At 66.5% G+C, this 13,540-nt stretch carries 13 protein-coding genes; 4 read left to right on the top strand and 9 right to left on the bottom strand.

Features of this window, described 5'->3' with window-relative positions:
* Positions 1–46: 46 nt before the first annotated feature.
* The 7 genes from JMF86_RS00400 to JMF86_RS00370 form a co-directional block, all read right to left on the bottom strand.
* A complete protein-coding gene (locus JMF86_RS00400) occupies positions 47–1,204 on the bottom strand; it encodes an ABC transporter substrate-binding protein (protein ID WP_011546810.1) in 1,158 nt (385 codons plus the stop codon).
* A gap of 1,064 nt (positions 1,205–2,268) precedes the next feature.
* Entirely contained in the window at positions 2,269–3,246 is a 978-nt protein-coding gene (locus tag JMF86_RS00395; RefSeq protein ID WP_006477270.1) for a branched-chain amino acid ABC transporter permease, read from the bottom strand.
* A complete protein-coding gene (locus JMF86_RS00390; RefSeq protein ID WP_012327599.1) occupies positions 3,246–4,130 on the bottom strand; it encodes a branched-chain amino acid ABC transporter permease in 885 nt (294 codons plus the stop codon). Before JMF86_RS00390 ends, JMF86_RS00395 begins: the two co-directional genes overlap by 1 nt.
* 128 nt (positions 4,131–4,258) lie before the next feature.
* Complete coding sequence (locus JMF86_RS00385) at positions 4,259–5,458, bottom strand: ABC transporter substrate-binding protein (protein WP_011546813.1); 1,200 nt, start codon at positions 5,456–5,458, stop codon at positions 4,259–4,261.
* Positions 5,459–5,535: 77 nt separating this feature from the next.
* On the bottom strand, positions 5,536–6,291 hold the full coding sequence (locus JMF86_RS00380; protein WP_006477267.1) for an ABC transporter ATP-binding protein: 756 nt from the start codon (positions 6,289–6,291) through the stop codon (positions 5,536–5,538).
* The gene (locus tag JMF86_RS00375; RefSeq protein ID WP_006477266.1) at positions 6,288–7,067 is read right to left on the bottom strand and encodes an ABC transporter ATP-binding protein; all 780 of its coding nucleotides are present in this window, start codon (positions 7,065–7,067) and stop codon (positions 6,288–6,290) included. The genes JMF86_RS00380 and JMF86_RS00375 overlap by 4 nt, the downstream gene beginning before the upstream one ends.
* A 433-nt stretch (positions 7,068–7,500) precedes the next feature.
* Positions 7,501–9,186, bottom strand: coding sequence for a GMC family oxidoreductase (locus JMF86_RS00370; RefSeq protein WP_041489276.1), 1,686 nt, complete (start codon positions 9,184–9,186; stop codon positions 7,501–7,503).
* Positions 9,187–9,468: 282 nt separating this feature from the next.
* Here JMF86_RS00370 and JMF86_RS00365 point away from each other — a divergent pair, with 282 nt between their 5' ends.
* Together JMF86_RS00365 and JMF86_RS00360 are read left to right on the top strand one after the other, a co-directional pair.
* Positions 9,469–10,368, top strand: coding sequence for a LysR family transcriptional regulator (locus tag JMF86_RS00365; protein WP_041489277.1), 900 nt, complete (start codon positions 9,469–9,471; stop codon positions 10,366–10,368).
* A 208-nt stretch (positions 10,369–10,576) separates the two neighbouring features.
* Positions 10,577–11,110 (top strand): class IV adenylate cyclase, encoded by a 534-nt coding sequence (locus JMF86_RS00360; protein WP_011546816.1) that lies wholly within the window; start codon positions 10,577–10,579, stop codon positions 11,108–11,110.
* A gap of 66 nt (positions 11,111–11,176) precedes the next feature.
* Here the strand turns inward: JMF86_RS00360 and JMF86_RS00355 are convergent, their stop codons facing one another.
* Positions 11,177–11,662 carry an Lrp/AsnC family transcriptional regulator gene (locus JMF86_RS00355; RefSeq protein ID WP_006408082.1) on the bottom strand — a complete coding sequence of 162 codons (486 nt, stop codon included), beginning with the start codon at positions 11,660–11,662 and terminating at the stop codon, positions 11,177–11,179.
* A gap of 138 nt (positions 11,663–11,800) precedes the next feature.
* Here JMF86_RS00355 and phhA point away from each other — a divergent pair, with 138 nt between their 5' ends.
* Together phhA and JMF86_RS00345 are read left to right on the top strand one after the other, a co-directional pair.
* Positions 11,801–12,694 carry a phenylalanine 4-monooxygenase gene (gene phhA, locus JMF86_RS00350; protein ID WP_041489343.1) on the top strand — a complete coding sequence of 298 codons (894 nt, stop codon included), beginning with the start codon at positions 11,801–11,803 and terminating at the stop codon, positions 12,692–12,694.
* Between the two features lie 62 nt (positions 12,695–12,756).
* Positions 12,757–13,134, top strand: coding sequence for a 4a-hydroxytetrahydrobiopterin dehydratase (locus JMF86_RS00345; RefSeq protein ID WP_011546818.1), 378 nt, complete (start codon positions 12,757–12,759; stop codon positions 13,132–13,134).
* Positions 13,135–13,233: 99 nt separating this feature from the next.
* Here the strand turns inward: JMF86_RS00345 and JMF86_RS00340 are convergent, their stop codons facing one another.
* Positions 13,234–13,464, bottom strand: coding sequence for a DUF3717 domain-containing protein (locus tag JMF86_RS00340; protein WP_006401493.1), 231 nt, complete (start codon positions 13,462–13,464; stop codon positions 13,234–13,236).
* Between the last annotated feature and the right edge of the window lie 76 nt (positions 13,465–13,540).

Below are 13,540 nucleotides of genomic sequence, written 5' to 3'. Positions count from 1 at the left end.
CACACGCGGCGCCGTTCGCGCCGCGCATGCCGGTTTCACGTGATGCTTACTCGGCCTGCAGCTTCCACTTGCCGTCGACGATCTGCACCATCACGCGCGCACGCGTGTCGAAGCCATTGTGATCGGTCGCCGTCATGTTGATCACGCCATGCGAGACCGGCAGATCCTTCACGCTTTCGAGCGACGCGCGCAGCGCTTCGCGGAACGCCTCGGTGCCCGGCTGGCCCTTCTTCAGCGCTTCCGGGATCGCCCGCTGCAGCAGCAGGCCCGCATCCCACGCATGGCCGCCGAACGTCGACAGCGAACCCGCGCCGTAGGCCTTCTCGTACGCGGCCTTGTAGCCGAGCGCCGGCTTCTTCACCGGATTCGAGTCGGGCAGCTGGTCGGTCACGAGCACGGGGCCGGCCGGCAGGATCTCGCCTTCGCAATCCTTGCCGCACACGCGCAGGAAATCGTTGTTCGCGACGCCGTGCGTCTGGTACACCTTGCCCTTGTAGCCGCGCTCCTTCAGCGTCTTGGCCGGCAGCGCCGCCGGCGTGCCGGAGCCGGCGATCAGCACCGCATCCGGGTTCGCGCCCAGCAGCTTCAGCACCTGCCCCATCACCGACGCGTCGGTCCGGTTGTAGCGCTCGTTCGACACGAGCTTCAGCCCGTTCTTCGCGGCCGCCGCGTCGAACGTCTTGTACCAGCTGTCGCCGTACGCATCGGCGAAGCCGATGAAGCCGACCGTCTTCACGCCGTGCTTGGCCATGTAGCCGGCGATCGCGTCGGCCATCAGCTGGTCGTTCTGCGGCACCTTGAACATCCATGCGCGCTTCGCGTCCATCGGCGCGATGATCTGCGCGCTCGCCGCGAGCGAGATCGCCGGCGTCTTGCCCTGCGACACGGGATCGAGCATCGCGAGCGAATTCGGCGTGACGGACGAGCCGATGATCGCGTCGACGTGGTCCTCGTCGATCAGCTTGCGCACGTTCTGCACCGCGCGGCTCGTGTCGGACGCGTCGTCCAGCACGATGTACTGCACGCTCTTGCCCGCGATTTCCTTCGGCAGCAGCGCGATCGTGTTCTTTTCCGGAATCCCGAGCGACGCGGCCGGGCCGGTAGCCGACAGCGTCACGCCGATCTTCACCTGCGCCGACGCCGTGGCCGCCGCACACACGAGACCCGCGGCAAGCAGGGCCTCCATCCATCGATTCATCTTCATTTACGTTGTCTCCAAACGCTGCTCGAAAAAACCACGGTCGCTCGGGCGGCTCCCCGTTCCCAAACAAGTTAATATATTAATTATTGCGTTCATCCGCGCCATGCTCGTTTTCCCGTGAAACGCCGCACCCATGCGTCGCACGCCAGTCGAAACGGTCATTCGACCATCACGATGCGCAGCAGCAATGTCGTCAGGATGAAGCAGACAGAAAAATGCGGAATCGCGAGGAAAATCGGTGCGTGCGCAACGATGGCGGGAACGCCCGCCGTGCCGGCCCGAGGCGGCCGACCACGCGTGTGATGAAACGTCGGAAAGCCGGCGGCTCATGAGAATGCGGATACGGATGCGAACGCAACGACATTCAATGGCATCGGAGCACGCATACAGGCCGCAAAACGGCTCGGTAAAGCCGCGCCGACCATTGCCCCACCCCGCGACGAGCGAACGGCGCCAGCCGCCCTTCCTGCCCCTAACCATCGTCCCGCGCTGCTCATCCAACCGTACTCCCTCTTCTGCATTTTGCTTGTAGGAGAACTGCCGACCGTTTTCCCGACCGCTCGGTCGGCGAAAGCTGAGTGTAACGGACGCGTTTCGCGCACGCCAACCGGGTAAGCCCGGACAGCAGGTACGCGAAGGCGCTGTCTGCAAACGAATTACTGGAACGGAAAAACGGAGAACGCGGCGAAGCGCGGAAAGACGCGGTGCGAACGCAAACGCGGAAGATGGCCGTCACGCGGGCCGATGCACCATCGAGGGAATCCGTGCACGCAAATGAAAAAGCGCTGTTGGATTCCGTCCAACAGCGCTTTGGGGTCCGGGCACTTGGTGCCTCGATTGTCTCCTCGTTCTCCACCTGCAAATTCGTTTCGCGGTGCATCAGAACTAAGGTGAATCTTAAAGAGGCTTAAGCACCACGACAACTTAGCATTTACCCCTATGGTGCATCGCCGCACGAAAATGGGGCACCAATCTGCCGCGCGGTGACGGCCCGAGCCCGCCGCAGCGCCCTTCCCGCGCATGCCGGATGGTGCTTCGCATCAACGCGCGGGCCACGCGCCGCAGGTTCACGACGAGGCCCTGAGCGGCTTGATCCGCGCGACCATCTCGCCGACGATGCCGCGCCGGAACGCCAGCACGCATGCGATGAAGATCAGCCCGGTGACGATCGTCGCCGATTCGCCGAGCGAATGGAACCACGCGACGCCCGTCGTCGACGCGAGCCATTCGCCGATGTCGCCGAGCCGGTCTTCCAGCGCGACGATCAGCGCGGCGCCGAGCAGCGGCCCGAACAGCGTGCCCATCCCGCCGACGAGCGTCATCAGTACGACGAGGCCCGACATCGTCCAGTACGCGTCCGATAGCGTCTCGAAGCCGAGCACCAGCACCTTCAGCGAGCCGGCCAGCCCCGCGAGCCCGGCCGACAGGATGAACGCGAGCAGCTTGAAGCGGTCGGTGTCGTAGCCGAGCGAGATCGCGCGCGCTTCGTTCTCCTTGATGGCGACGAGCACCTGGCCGAACGGCGAATGGACGACCCGCACGATGAACGCGCACGCGGCCACGACCACCGCCAGCACGACGTAGTACAGCGCGACGTCGTTCGACAGGTCGAGCAGCCCGAACAGGCGGCCGCGCGGCACGCCCTGCAGGCCGTCCTCGCCGTGCGTGAACGGCGCCTGCAGATAGATGAAGTAGACCATCTGCGCGAACGCGAGCGTGATCATCGCGAAGTAGATGCCCTGCCGGCGGATCGCGAACAGCCCGACGACGAGCCCGAGCACCGTCGCGGCGACGGTGCCGGCCAGCACGCCGAGCTCCGGCGTGAAACCGAGCGTCTGCATCGAATAGCCGGTCGCATAGCCGGCCGTCGCGAGGAACATCGCATGGCCGAACGACAGCAGCCCCGTATAGCCGATCAGCAGGTTGAACGCCGCCGCGAACAGCGCGAACGCGAGCACCTTCATCACGAACACCGGATACGCGCCGATGAACGGCGCGGCGAGCAGTGCGGCGAGCAGCACGCCGTAGAGCACTTTTCTCTGCATCATTTTTCCTTGCCGAAGAGGCCCGCCGGGCGGAACAGCAGCACGATCGCCATGATCACGAACACGACGGTGGCCGACGCTTCGGGATAGAACACGCGCGTGAAGCCCTCGATCACGCCGAGCAGCAGGCCCGTGACGATCGAGCCGAGGATCGAGCCCATCCCGCCGATCACGACCACCGCGAACACGGTGATGATCATCGGCTGGCCCATCAGCGGCGACACCTGGATCACCGGCGCGGCCAGCACGCCCGCGAACGCGGCGAGCGCGACGCCGAAGCCGTAGGTGAGCGTGATCATCATCGGCACGTTCACGCCGAACGCCTCGACGAGCTTCGGGTTCTCGGTGCCGGCACGCAGATACGCGCCGAGCCGTGTCTTCTCGATCACGAACCAGGTGGCGAGGCACACCGCGAGCGATGCGACGACGACCCACGCGCGATAGTTCGGCAGGAACATGAAGCCGAGGTTGGTCGCGCCGGACAATTGCGACGGCACGTCGTACGGCTGGCCCGACGATCCGTAGATCGACCGGAACACGCCTTCGACGACCAGCGTGAGGCCGAACGTGAGCAGCAGCCCGTACAGGTGATCGAGCTTGTACAGCCAGCGCAGCATCGAGCGCTCGATCGCGATCCCGAACGCGCCGACGAGCACGGGCGCGAGCACGAGCATCGCCCAGTACGGCAGCCCGAAATACGACAGGCCCATCCACGCGAGCATCGCACCCAGCATGAACAGCGCGCCGTGCGCGAAGTTGATCACGTTGAGCAGCCCGAAGATCACCGCGAGCCCGAGGCTCAGGATCGCGTAGAACGAGCCGTTGACGAGCCCGAGCAGCAACTGGCTCAGCATCGCCGGCAACGGAATGCCAAAGATGTCCATCGACTTAGCCGTCAGAATGAGTTTCGTTGCGTGCGCAACGTTCCTGCATCGCGCACGCGGGCGGCGCAGCGGGCACATCGCTGCAGCCGCCACCATGCGACGCGCCCGTGCGCGCCGCTACGCGATGCCTACTTCCACAGCGCGCAGCGCGTTTCCTGCTTGGTGCCGAACGCCTGGTCGCCCGGAATCGTCGCGAGCACCTTGTAGTAGTCCCACGGCTCCTTCGATTCGGACGGCTTCTTCACTTCCATCAGGTACATGTCGTGGATCATGCTGCCGTCCTGACGGATGTAGCCCTTCGCGTAGAAGTCGCTGATCTTGATCTTCTTCAGCTCGGCCATCACCTTGTCGGAGTCGGTCGTCCCGGCGGCCTGCACGGCCTTCAGGTAGGTCGTAACCGACGAGTAGTCGGCCGCCTGCAGGCTCGACGGCATCTTCTTCATCTTGCCGAAGTAGCGCTGCGCCCACTGGCGCGACGCCGCGTCGCGGTTCCAGTACCAGCTGTCGGTCAGCACGAGGCCCTGCGTCGTCTCGAGGCCGAGGCTGTGCACGTCGTCGATGAACATCAGCAGCGCGGCGAGCTTCATCGTCTTCGTGATGCCGAATTCCTTCGCGGCCTTGATCGAGTTGATCGTGTCGCCGCCCGCGTTCGCGAGGCCGAGGATCTGCGCCTTCGACGATTGCGCCTGCAACAGGAACGACGAGAAATCCGACGCGGACAGCGGGTGACGCACCGCGCCGAGCACCTGGCCGCCGTTCGCCTTCACGACGTCCGACGTGTTCTTCTCGAGCGCCTTGCCGAACGCGTAGTCGGCCGTCAGGAAGAACCAGCTCTTGCCGCCCTGCTTCACCACCGCCGAGCCGGTGCCCTTCGCGAGCGCCATCGTGTCGTACGCGTAGTGGACCGTGTACGGCGTGCACTGCTCGTTGGTCAGCGTGTCGGCGCCCGCGCCGATGTTGATGTAGACCTTCTTCTTCTCGGCCGCGACCTGGTTCATCGACAGCGCGGTGGCCGAGTTCGTGCCGCCGACCAGCAGATCGAGGCCGCCGCGGTCCATCCATTCGCGCGCCTTCGACGCGGCGATGTCGGCCTTGTTCTGGTGGTCGGCATAGACGACCTCGATCGGCTTGCCGAGCACCTTGCCGCCGAAGTCCGCGACCGCCATGCGGATCGCCTCGAGACCGCCCTGCCCGTCGATATCCGCGTAAAGCCCCGACATGTCGGTGATGAAGCCGATCTTCACGGTATCCGCCGCGTGGGCGGCGCCGGCGGTGAGCGCGGCGGTCGCGAGCGCGAGACAGGCCTGTGCGAGGGTCTTCATTTTCATTGACGTCTCCTGTTGTTCTGATGCGTTGTGGTTGTTCGAGGGCCGCCACGGCTAGCGGCAAGGGAAACGGGGCGGCGTCACACCCCGAGCAGGTCGTGCAGCGTCGGCATCTTGCCTTCCAGTTCGGAGGCGCGGAAATGCTCGACGATGCTGCCGTGCTCCATCACGTAGAAGCGGTCGGCGAGCGGCGCGGCGAAGCGGAAATTCTGCTCGACCATCACGATCGTATAGCCGCGCGCCTTCAGCGCGACGATCATCCGTGCGAGCGCCTGGACGATCACCGGCGCGAGGCCTTCGGAGATTTCGTCGAGCAGCAGCAGGTTCGCGCCGGTGCGCAAGATCCGCGCGACCGCGAGCATCTGCTGCTCGCCGCCCGACAGCCGCGTGCCCTGGCTCTGCCGGCGCGACGCGAGGTTCGGGAACATCGCGTAGATCTCGTCGAGCGACATCGCGTGCTCGCGCGGCCCGATCAGCGGCGGCAGCATCAGGTTCTCCTCGCACGACAGGCTCGAGAAGATCCCGCGCTCCTCCGGGCAGTAGCCGATGCCGAAATGCGCGATGCGATGCGTCGCGAGGCCGATCGTCTCGTGGCCCGCGACCTTGATCGACCCGCTGCGGCGTCCCGTGAGGCCCATGATCGCGCGCAGCGTCGTCGTGCGGCCCGCGCCGTTGCGGCCGAGCAGCGTGACGACCTCGCCGCGATGCACGGTCAGGTCGACACCGTGCAAGATGTGGGATTCCCCGTACCAGGCCTCCAGGCCCGTGATCTCCAGCGCAGGCGTACCGCTCTCGACGCCGCTCAATTCGCGTTCCTCCCGTTCGCTGTGCTTCATGCGTGCGCCCCCGCGAGCGCCGCGTCGGCGCTGCCCATGTAGGCCTCGATGACGAGCGGATTCTTCGACACTTCCGCATACGAGCCTTCGGCCAGCACCTCGCCGCGTTGCAGGACGGTGATCGTGTCGGAGATCCCCGCGATCACGTTCATGTTGTGTTCCACCATCAGGATCGTGCGGCCGCTCGCGACCTTCTTGATCAGCGCGGTCACGCGGTCGACGTCCTCGTGGCCCATCCCCTGCGTGGGCTCGTCGAGCAGCATCAGTTCGGGCTCCATTGCCAGCGTCGTCGCGATCTCGAGCGCGCGCTTGCGGCCGTAGGCCAGCTCGACGGTCGGCACGTGCGCGAAATCGGTGAGACCGACCTGCGTGAGCAGGTCCATCGCGCGATCGTCGAGCCGCTTCAGCGTGCGTTCGCTGCGCCAGAAATGGAATTCGGTGCCGAGCGCGCGCTGCAGGCCGATGCGCACGTTCTGCAGCGCGGTCAGGTGCGGGAACACGGCCGAGATCTGGAACGAGCGGATGATGCCGCGCCGCGCGACCTGCGCGGGCCGCTCGTCGGTGATGTCGATGCCGTTGAAGACGATCTGGCCGGCCGTCGGCGTCAGAAATTTGGTGAGGAGGTTGAAACAGGTGGTCTTGCCCGCGCCGTTCGGCCCGATCAATGCGTGGATCGCACCGCGGCGCACACGCAGGTTGACACCGTTCACGGCGGTGAAGCCCCTGAATTCCTTCGTCAGTCCGCGTGTTTCCAGAATCGTGTCGCCGAGAATCATGTTCCCTTCCGTACGAAGTCAGGCGAAGCACCGGGAAGCCTGGCGCAAGCGGCCGCGAACAGGTCAGCGGATCAGCGGGCTGCCCCCGGGCGCCGTGGTACGCCTCGAGGGTTGGTCTCCCGCGCCGACGCGTATGCACATTACAGAACATTGTCGCGCCGTTGGTGCAGTGCAATCATCGGGATTTGCACTTATAGGGCTGGCCGCCATATCGGCCGAGACTGCGCGCGGTTATTCACCGCGCTTTTTTGACACGTGCATCATCACGCGTTGACCTGCTGCAGGACCGGGCACACACGCGATGAAAAAAGCCGCGCGACGGCGCGGCTTGCACGGATCTTGCCGTTCGAGCGGATGCGACGGCAGCTTGTTTCGCATAGCGAATCAGCGGGCGTTCGCATGACCGCCCGCTGGCGTGCGCGTCAGCGGGTCGTCATGCCGCCGTTACCGCGGCTTCGGTGCGCACCGCCATCGCTTCGCGCGCCGCACGGCGGTCGGCACGAATCATGTCGCTCGCGCGCTCGGCGATCATCAGCGTCGGCGAATTGGTGTTGCCCGACGTGATGAACGGCATCACCGACGCATCGACGATCCGCAACCCGGCGATGCTGCGCACGCGCAGCCGGCTGTCGACCACCGCGCGCGCGTCGTCGGCGCGCCCCATCCGGCACGTGCCGACCGGGTGGAAGATCGTCGTGCCGACGGCGCCGGCTGCGTCGATCAGTTCGGCCTCGGTCCGGTACTGCGGGCCGGGCAGGATTTCCTCGGGGCGATAGCGTGCGAGCGCCGGTGCGGCGGCGATCCGGCGCGTGAGGCGCAGCGCGTTCGCGGCGACGTGGCGATCGTGGTCGGTCGACAGATAGTTCGGCGCGATCGCCGGTGCGCTGGCCGGATCGGCGCTCGTGACGTGCACGCTGCCGCGCGAGCTCGGCCGCAAATGGCAGACCGACGCCGTAAAGGCGTTGAAGCCGTGCAACGGCTCGCCGAAGCGTTCGAGCGACAGCGGCTGCACGTGGTACTGGAGATCGGGGCGCGTGAGTGCGGGATCGTCCGGATCGGATTTCGCGAACGCGCCCAACTGCGATGGCGCCATCGACATCGGCCCGCGCTGCAGCAGCGCATATTCGGCGCCGATCATCAGCTTGCCCCACCAGCGCGCGGACAGCGTGTTCAGCGTGCGCACGCCGTCGACACGAAACGCCATCCGCAATTGCAGGTGATCCTGCAGGTTTTCGCCGACGCCCGGCAGATCCTGCACGACGTCGATGCCGAGCGCCTGCAGCCGCCGGCCATCGCCGATACCCGACAGTTCGAGCAGTTGCGGCGAATTCACCGCGCCCGACGTCAGCAGCACTTCCGAGCGCGCCCGCGCGACGTAGTCGGTGCCGCCGCCGTGGTACTCGACACCCACCGCGCGCCGCCCGTCGAAAATCACGCGTTGCGCATGCGCGCCGGTGATCACGGTCAGGTTCGGGCGCGCCATCGCGGGCCGCAGGAACGCCTTCGACGTATTCCAGCGCACGCCGCGCTTCTGGTTCACTTCGAAGTAGCCGACCCCGGCATTGTCGCCGCGGTTGAAATCGTCGGTGGCGGGGATGCCCGTCTGCTGCGCGGCCTGCGCGAACGATTCGAGGATTTCCCAGCGCAGCCGCTGCTTCTCGACGCGCCAGTAGCCGCCCGCGCCGTGCGCATCGCTCGCGCCCGCATGATGATCCTCGCTGCGCTTGAAGATCGGCAGCACGCTGTCCCACGACCAGCCGGCGTCGCCGGTTTCCTGCGCCCAGTTGTCGTAGTCCTCGCGCTGGCCGCGCATGTAGATCATTCCGTTGATCGACGAGCAGCCGCCGAGCACACGGCCGCGCGGATACGACAGCGCGCGGCCGTTGAGCGCCGCTTCGGGCTGCGTCTTGTACAGCCAGTCGGTGCGCGGGTTGCCGATGCAATACAGATAGCCGACCGGGATATGAATCCAGTGGTAGTCGTCCTTGCCGCCCGCTTCGAGCAGCAGCACGCTGATGTCGGGATCCTCGGTCAGGCGGTTTGCGAGCACGCAGCCCGCGGTGCCCGCGCCGACGATCACGTAGTCGAATTCGCCCTCGAGCGTGCGTTGAGTACTCACGGCGTGTCTCCTGTCGACCCGAGCGACTGCTTTGGCACTGACTCGGGCCTCATGCTTCGCGGTCGACCCGGACGAGCGCTCCAGCGCTGACTCCGGCCCCTGCGAGCGCGTTGTTGTGTACCGCGCGGCGCGATACCGCGCGTCATTTTCAGCATAGTGCGTCGCGAGCCGCGCCTGCAGCCCCGCGCGCCATGACGACCCGATGAAGCGTACTCCCGCGCCCGGCCGCCGATCCAATGAGTTATGCTGAACTGCGTTATAAGCCACGCTCATATCACGACGATGGATCTCACCCTGCTCCGCGCGTTCGCGACGGTCGCGCGCGAAGGCAACCTGACGCGCGCCGCCGCGCAACTGCACGTCACGCAGCCGGCCGTCAGCCTGCAGATCAAGCATCTGCAGGAAACGCTCGGCGTCGCGCTGTTCACGCGCACGTCGCGCGGGCTCGCGCTCACGCGCGACGGACAGACGCTGCTGCCGCATGCGGAACGCGCGCTCGCCGCGGCGGCCGACGTGCAGCGCGCCGCTGCCGCGCTGCGGCACGAAGTGCGCGGCCGGCTGCGGATCGGCACGATCCTCGATCCGGGCTTCCTGCGGCTCGGCGGCTTCCTGCGCGCGCTGGTCGAGACCCATCCGCAGATCGAGACCGCGCTGCGGCACGGGATGTCGGGCTGGGTGATCGAACAGGTGCGCGCGCAGGCGCTCGACGTCGGCTACTACATCGGCCGCCCCGAAGAGGACTCGCCGCGCGACGACGCGCTGTTCCACACCGTCACGCTCACGCGCTTCGAATATCGCGTCCTGGCGCCGGCCGGCTGGAAGGAGCGCGTGCAGCGCGCGCACGACTGGCGCGCGCTCGCCGCGCTGCCGTGGATCTGGACGCCGCCGGCGTCCGCGCACCATCGGCTGCTGTCGCGACGTTTCGCGGCGGCCGGCGCGCAGCCGGTGAAGGTCGCCGAGGTCGACCAGGAGCAGTCGATGCTCGATCTCGTCAAATCGGGGATCGGCTTGACGCTCGCGCGCGATTCGACCGCGCTGGCCGAAGCGCACGCGCATGCGCTGACGATCGTCGAACCCGTGACGGTGCCGACCGAACTGACGTTCGTGACGCTCGCCGCGCGGCGCGACGAGCCGGCGATCGCGGCCGCGCTGCGGCTGATCGAAGCGCAGTGGGCGATATGAGCGTGGCTGATGTCGAGGTGACCGGTTGCGCAGCGGGTTTCGGTGCCTGATGCCTGCCGCGGATCGCCATCGCGGGCGAAATCGCCGCCGAGCCCGCCCCGCCCCGCGTCGCGTCGCCGCGCCCCGTCCGCTCGTCACGCCACCATCGCAGGCTTTTTGCTAGATTGTGCGTTCGCACACCGCGAGACCCCGATTGAAGGAGACCCGCATGGCCCGCAACATCGAGATCAAAGCCCGCGCCCGCGAATTCGACCGGCTGCGCGAACAGGCGGCCCAACTCGCGACCGAAGCACCGCTGTTCTACCGCCAGCAGGATTTCTTCTATGACGTGCCGCGCGGCCGGCTCAAGCTGCGCCGCTTCGAGGACGGCACGCCGGCCGAGCTGATCTTCTACCAGCGCGACGACCGCGACGGCCCGAAGGCGTCGTACTACACGCGCAGCCCGGTCACGAACCCCGACGCGATGCATTCGCTGCTCGCGACCGCGCTGACCACGCGCGGGATCGTGACGAAGGAGCGGCACGTGTACCTCGCGGGCCGCACGCGCATCCACCTCGACCGCGTCGACGGCCTCGGCGATTTCATCGAGCTCGAGGTCGTGCTCGGCCCCGACGACGACGAAGCGGGCGGCGAAGCGGAAGCGCACGAGGTGTTCGCGAAGCTCGGCGTGGCGCAGGACGACCTCGTCGCGGTCGCGTACGTCGATCTGCTGAACGCCGACACCGAGCCCGAAACGGCCTGATCCGGCCCCACCGAAGGCGGCGCCGCGCGTGCCACCTTCAGCGCCCCTGCCGCTGCCGCCTCCCGGTCACGCAGCGCCGGGCGCCAGATGCGCGAGTGGCAGCGCACCGTTGCGCTTGAAGGTGGTCAGCACGATGTTCGAGCGCACGCTGTCGACGCCCGGCACCCGCATCAGCTTCTTCATCACGAACTGCGACAGCGCGTTGAGATCCGGCGCGACGATCCGCAGCAGGTAGTCGGCATCGCCCACCACCGCATGGCATTCGAGCACTTCGGGCAGCACGTCGATCTGCTGCTGGAACTGCTCGATGATCGAATCGCCGTGATGCTTGAGCTTCAGGCTCGTGAACGCGGTCACGCCGAGCCCGAGTTTTTCGGGGCGCAGCATCACGCGGTAGCCTTCGATCACGCCGGCCGCCTCGAGCCGCTGCAGCCGCCGGCCGATCTGCGACGGCGATAGCGGCACCTCCTCGCCCAGCTGCTGATGCGTCGCGCGACCGAAGCGCTGCAGCACGTCCAGCAGCGCGAGATCGAAGTGATCGAGTTCCAGCATGAGCATTCTCCGCATTGATTCGTGATTTGATGCGCGATTATCGCATCAGTCAGCAAATCGACGCCAACTATGCGCCCAATCCGCGCGCAGCCCGCTCTACACTTGCATGGTTCCAACCCCAGCGTGCAGAGCCTGATCATGTCCACCGTCGTCACCGCGAAACTGCAGGAGCAGTTCGATGCGGGCCTCGAAACCCGCGCCGATTTCACCATCGACCAGCCGCTGCAGCGCTACGGCCAGGTCGATCACGCGGTGTGGCAGCAGCTCTATGCGCGCCAGTCCGCCCTGCTGCGCGGCCGCGCGTGCGATGCGTTCGTCGCCGGACTCGGCAAGATTGCGCTGCCGGCCGATCGTGTACCGTCGTTCGCGGACGTGAACCGCCAGTTGAAGCCCGCGACCGGTTGGGAAATCGTCGCGGTGCCGGGCCTCGTGCCTGACCGCGTGTTCTTCGAGCACCTCGCGAACCGGCGTTTCCCCGTCACCTGGTGGATGCGCCGTCCCGACCAGCTCGACTACCTGCAGGAACCCGACTGCTTCCACGACCTGTTCGGCCACGTGCCGCTGCTGATCGACCCGGTGTTCGCCGACTACATGCAGGCGTATGGCCGCACCGCGCTCGCGGTCGCCGACGACGAAGCGGCACTGGCGCGGCTCGCGCGCCTCTATTGGTATACGGTGGAATTCGGGCTGATCCGCGACCCGCGCGGGACCAACGGGCTGTCGATCTACGGCGCCGGGATCGTGTCGAGCAAGGGCGAAAGCCTGTACAGCCTCGAAAGCGCGGCGCCGAACCGGCTCGGGTTCGACCTCGAGCGCGTGATGCGCACGAAGTACCGGATCGACACGTTCCAGAAGACTTACTTCGTGATCGACGATTTCGCGCAGTTGTTCGCGCTCGCCGACGTCGACGGCCGCGCACTGGCCGATCGGCTCGCGGCGCTGCCCGAATTCGCGGCCGGCGCGGTGCTCGACACCGACCGCGTGCTGCATCGCGGCACGGGCGAAGGCTGGCCCGACGACGCCGACGCGTAACGTACCGCGGCGCCGACCGCCGTCGGCCGACCGCCCGTCACCCTTTGCGCAACTATGAAACAATGAACGATGCCGGCCTCGCCGCGCGGTGCAGCCGCGCGTGGGCGCCGTTACCGAACGAGAGGTGCAAGATGATCCACAAGCTCACATCCGAAGAACGCAAGACCCGGCTCGAAGGCCTGCCGCACTGGACGGCCGTGCCGGGCCGCGACGCGATCCAGCGCCGCCTGCGCTTCGCCGATTTCAACGAAGCGTTCGGCTTCATGACGCGCGTCGCGATCAAGGCGCAGGAGATGAACCACCATCCGGAATGGTTCAACGTGTACAACCGTGTCGACATCACGCTGTCGACTCACGACGCCGACGGCCTGACCGAACGCGACATCGAACTCGCGCGGTTCATCGACGGCGCCGCCGCGCACGCGCAACCGGGCGCCTGAATCCCGAGTCCTGCCTCTACCGCCGCGCATCTTTCCGTGCGCGGCGCGTCAACTTTTCATTTCGCTGAACGTTTTCTAGGATGTACTCAGCGAAAGCCTTCAGCTTTCCAAGCCATCCTTAAGGCGCACGTAAGTCTCGTACGCTTTCCGCGCCTTGGGGTCCAATCCTTCCAGTTGCAGCGCGCTTTCGCGCTGTACAATCAGCAGCGCATACGGCTTGGAGAGCGCGCTGGCCTCTTCGCAGAGTTTGAGTTCGTCGCCGCTCGACGGCGAGCGGGCGCGCCAGAAATTGATCGCGGCTTCGAGGTCGTGGATCGAAATATCGGACATGATTGGATTTAATCGTTCGCTGGCCGCCATGCTTGATGTCAGGCGATGCGGCGTCCCTGTGGAAACGGCTTCGTGC

This window comes from Burkholderia sp. E168m15 (assembly GCF_016586105.1).
Taxonomy (GTDB): Bacteria; Pseudomonadota; Gammaproteobacteria; order Burkholderiales; family Burkholderiaceae; genus Burkholderia; species Burkholderia orbicola.
The sequence above is the reverse complement of the archived record's forward strand: the minus strand, read 5'-3'. Positions and strand labels throughout refer to the sequence as shown.

What these genes read in the sequence shown, in the direction of transcription:
- JMF86_RS00360 (WP_011546816.1), top strand. Translation starts at nt 10,577, where the DNA reads ATGGCCCGCAACATCGAGATCAAAGCCCGCGCCCGCGAATTCGACCGG.
- phhA (WP_041489343.1), top strand. Translation starts at nt 11,801, where the DNA reads ATGTCCACCGTCGTCACCGCGAAACTGCAGGAGCAGTTCGATGCGGGC.
- JMF86_RS00390 (WP_012327599.1), bottom strand. Translation starts at nt 4,130, where the DNA reads ATGGACATCTTTGGCATTCCGTTGCCGGCGATGCTGAGCCAGTTGCTG.
- JMF86_RS00395 (WP_006477270.1), bottom strand. Translation starts at nt 3,246, where the DNA reads ATGCAGAGAAAAGTGCTCTACGGCGTGCTGCTCGCCGCACTGCTCGCC.
- JMF86_RS00355 (WP_006408082.1), bottom strand. Translation starts at nt 11,662, where the DNA reads ATGCTGGAACTCGATCACTTCGATCTCGCGCTGCTGGACGTGCTGCAG.
- JMF86_RS00385 (WP_011546813.1), bottom strand. Translation starts at nt 5,458, where the DNA reads ATGAAAATGAAGACCCTCGCACAGGCCTGTCTCGCGCTCGCGACCGCC.
- JMF86_RS00345 (WP_011546818.1), top strand. Translation starts at nt 12,757, where the DNA reads ATGAACGATGCCGGCCTCGCCGCGCGGTGCAGCCGCGCGTGGGCGCCG.
- JMF86_RS00375 (WP_006477266.1), bottom strand. Translation starts at nt 7,067, where the DNA reads ATGATTCTCGGCGACACGATTCTGGAAACACGCGGACTGACGAAGGAA.
- JMF86_RS00400 (WP_011546810.1), bottom strand. Translation starts at nt 1,204, where the DNA reads ATGAAGATGAATCGATGGATGGAGGCCCTGCTTGCCGCGGGTCTCGTG.
- JMF86_RS00340 (WP_006401493.1), bottom strand. Translation starts at nt 13,464, where the DNA reads ATGTCCGATATTTCGATCCACGACCTCGAAGCCGCGATCAATTTCTGG.
- JMF86_RS00380 (WP_006477267.1), bottom strand. Translation starts at nt 6,291, where the DNA reads ATGAAGCACAGCGAACGGGAGGAACGCGAATTGAGCGGCGTCGAGAGC.
- JMF86_RS00365 (WP_041489277.1), top strand. Translation starts at nt 9,469, where the DNA reads ATGGATCTCACCCTGCTCCGCGCGTTCGCGACGGTCGCGCGCGAAGGC.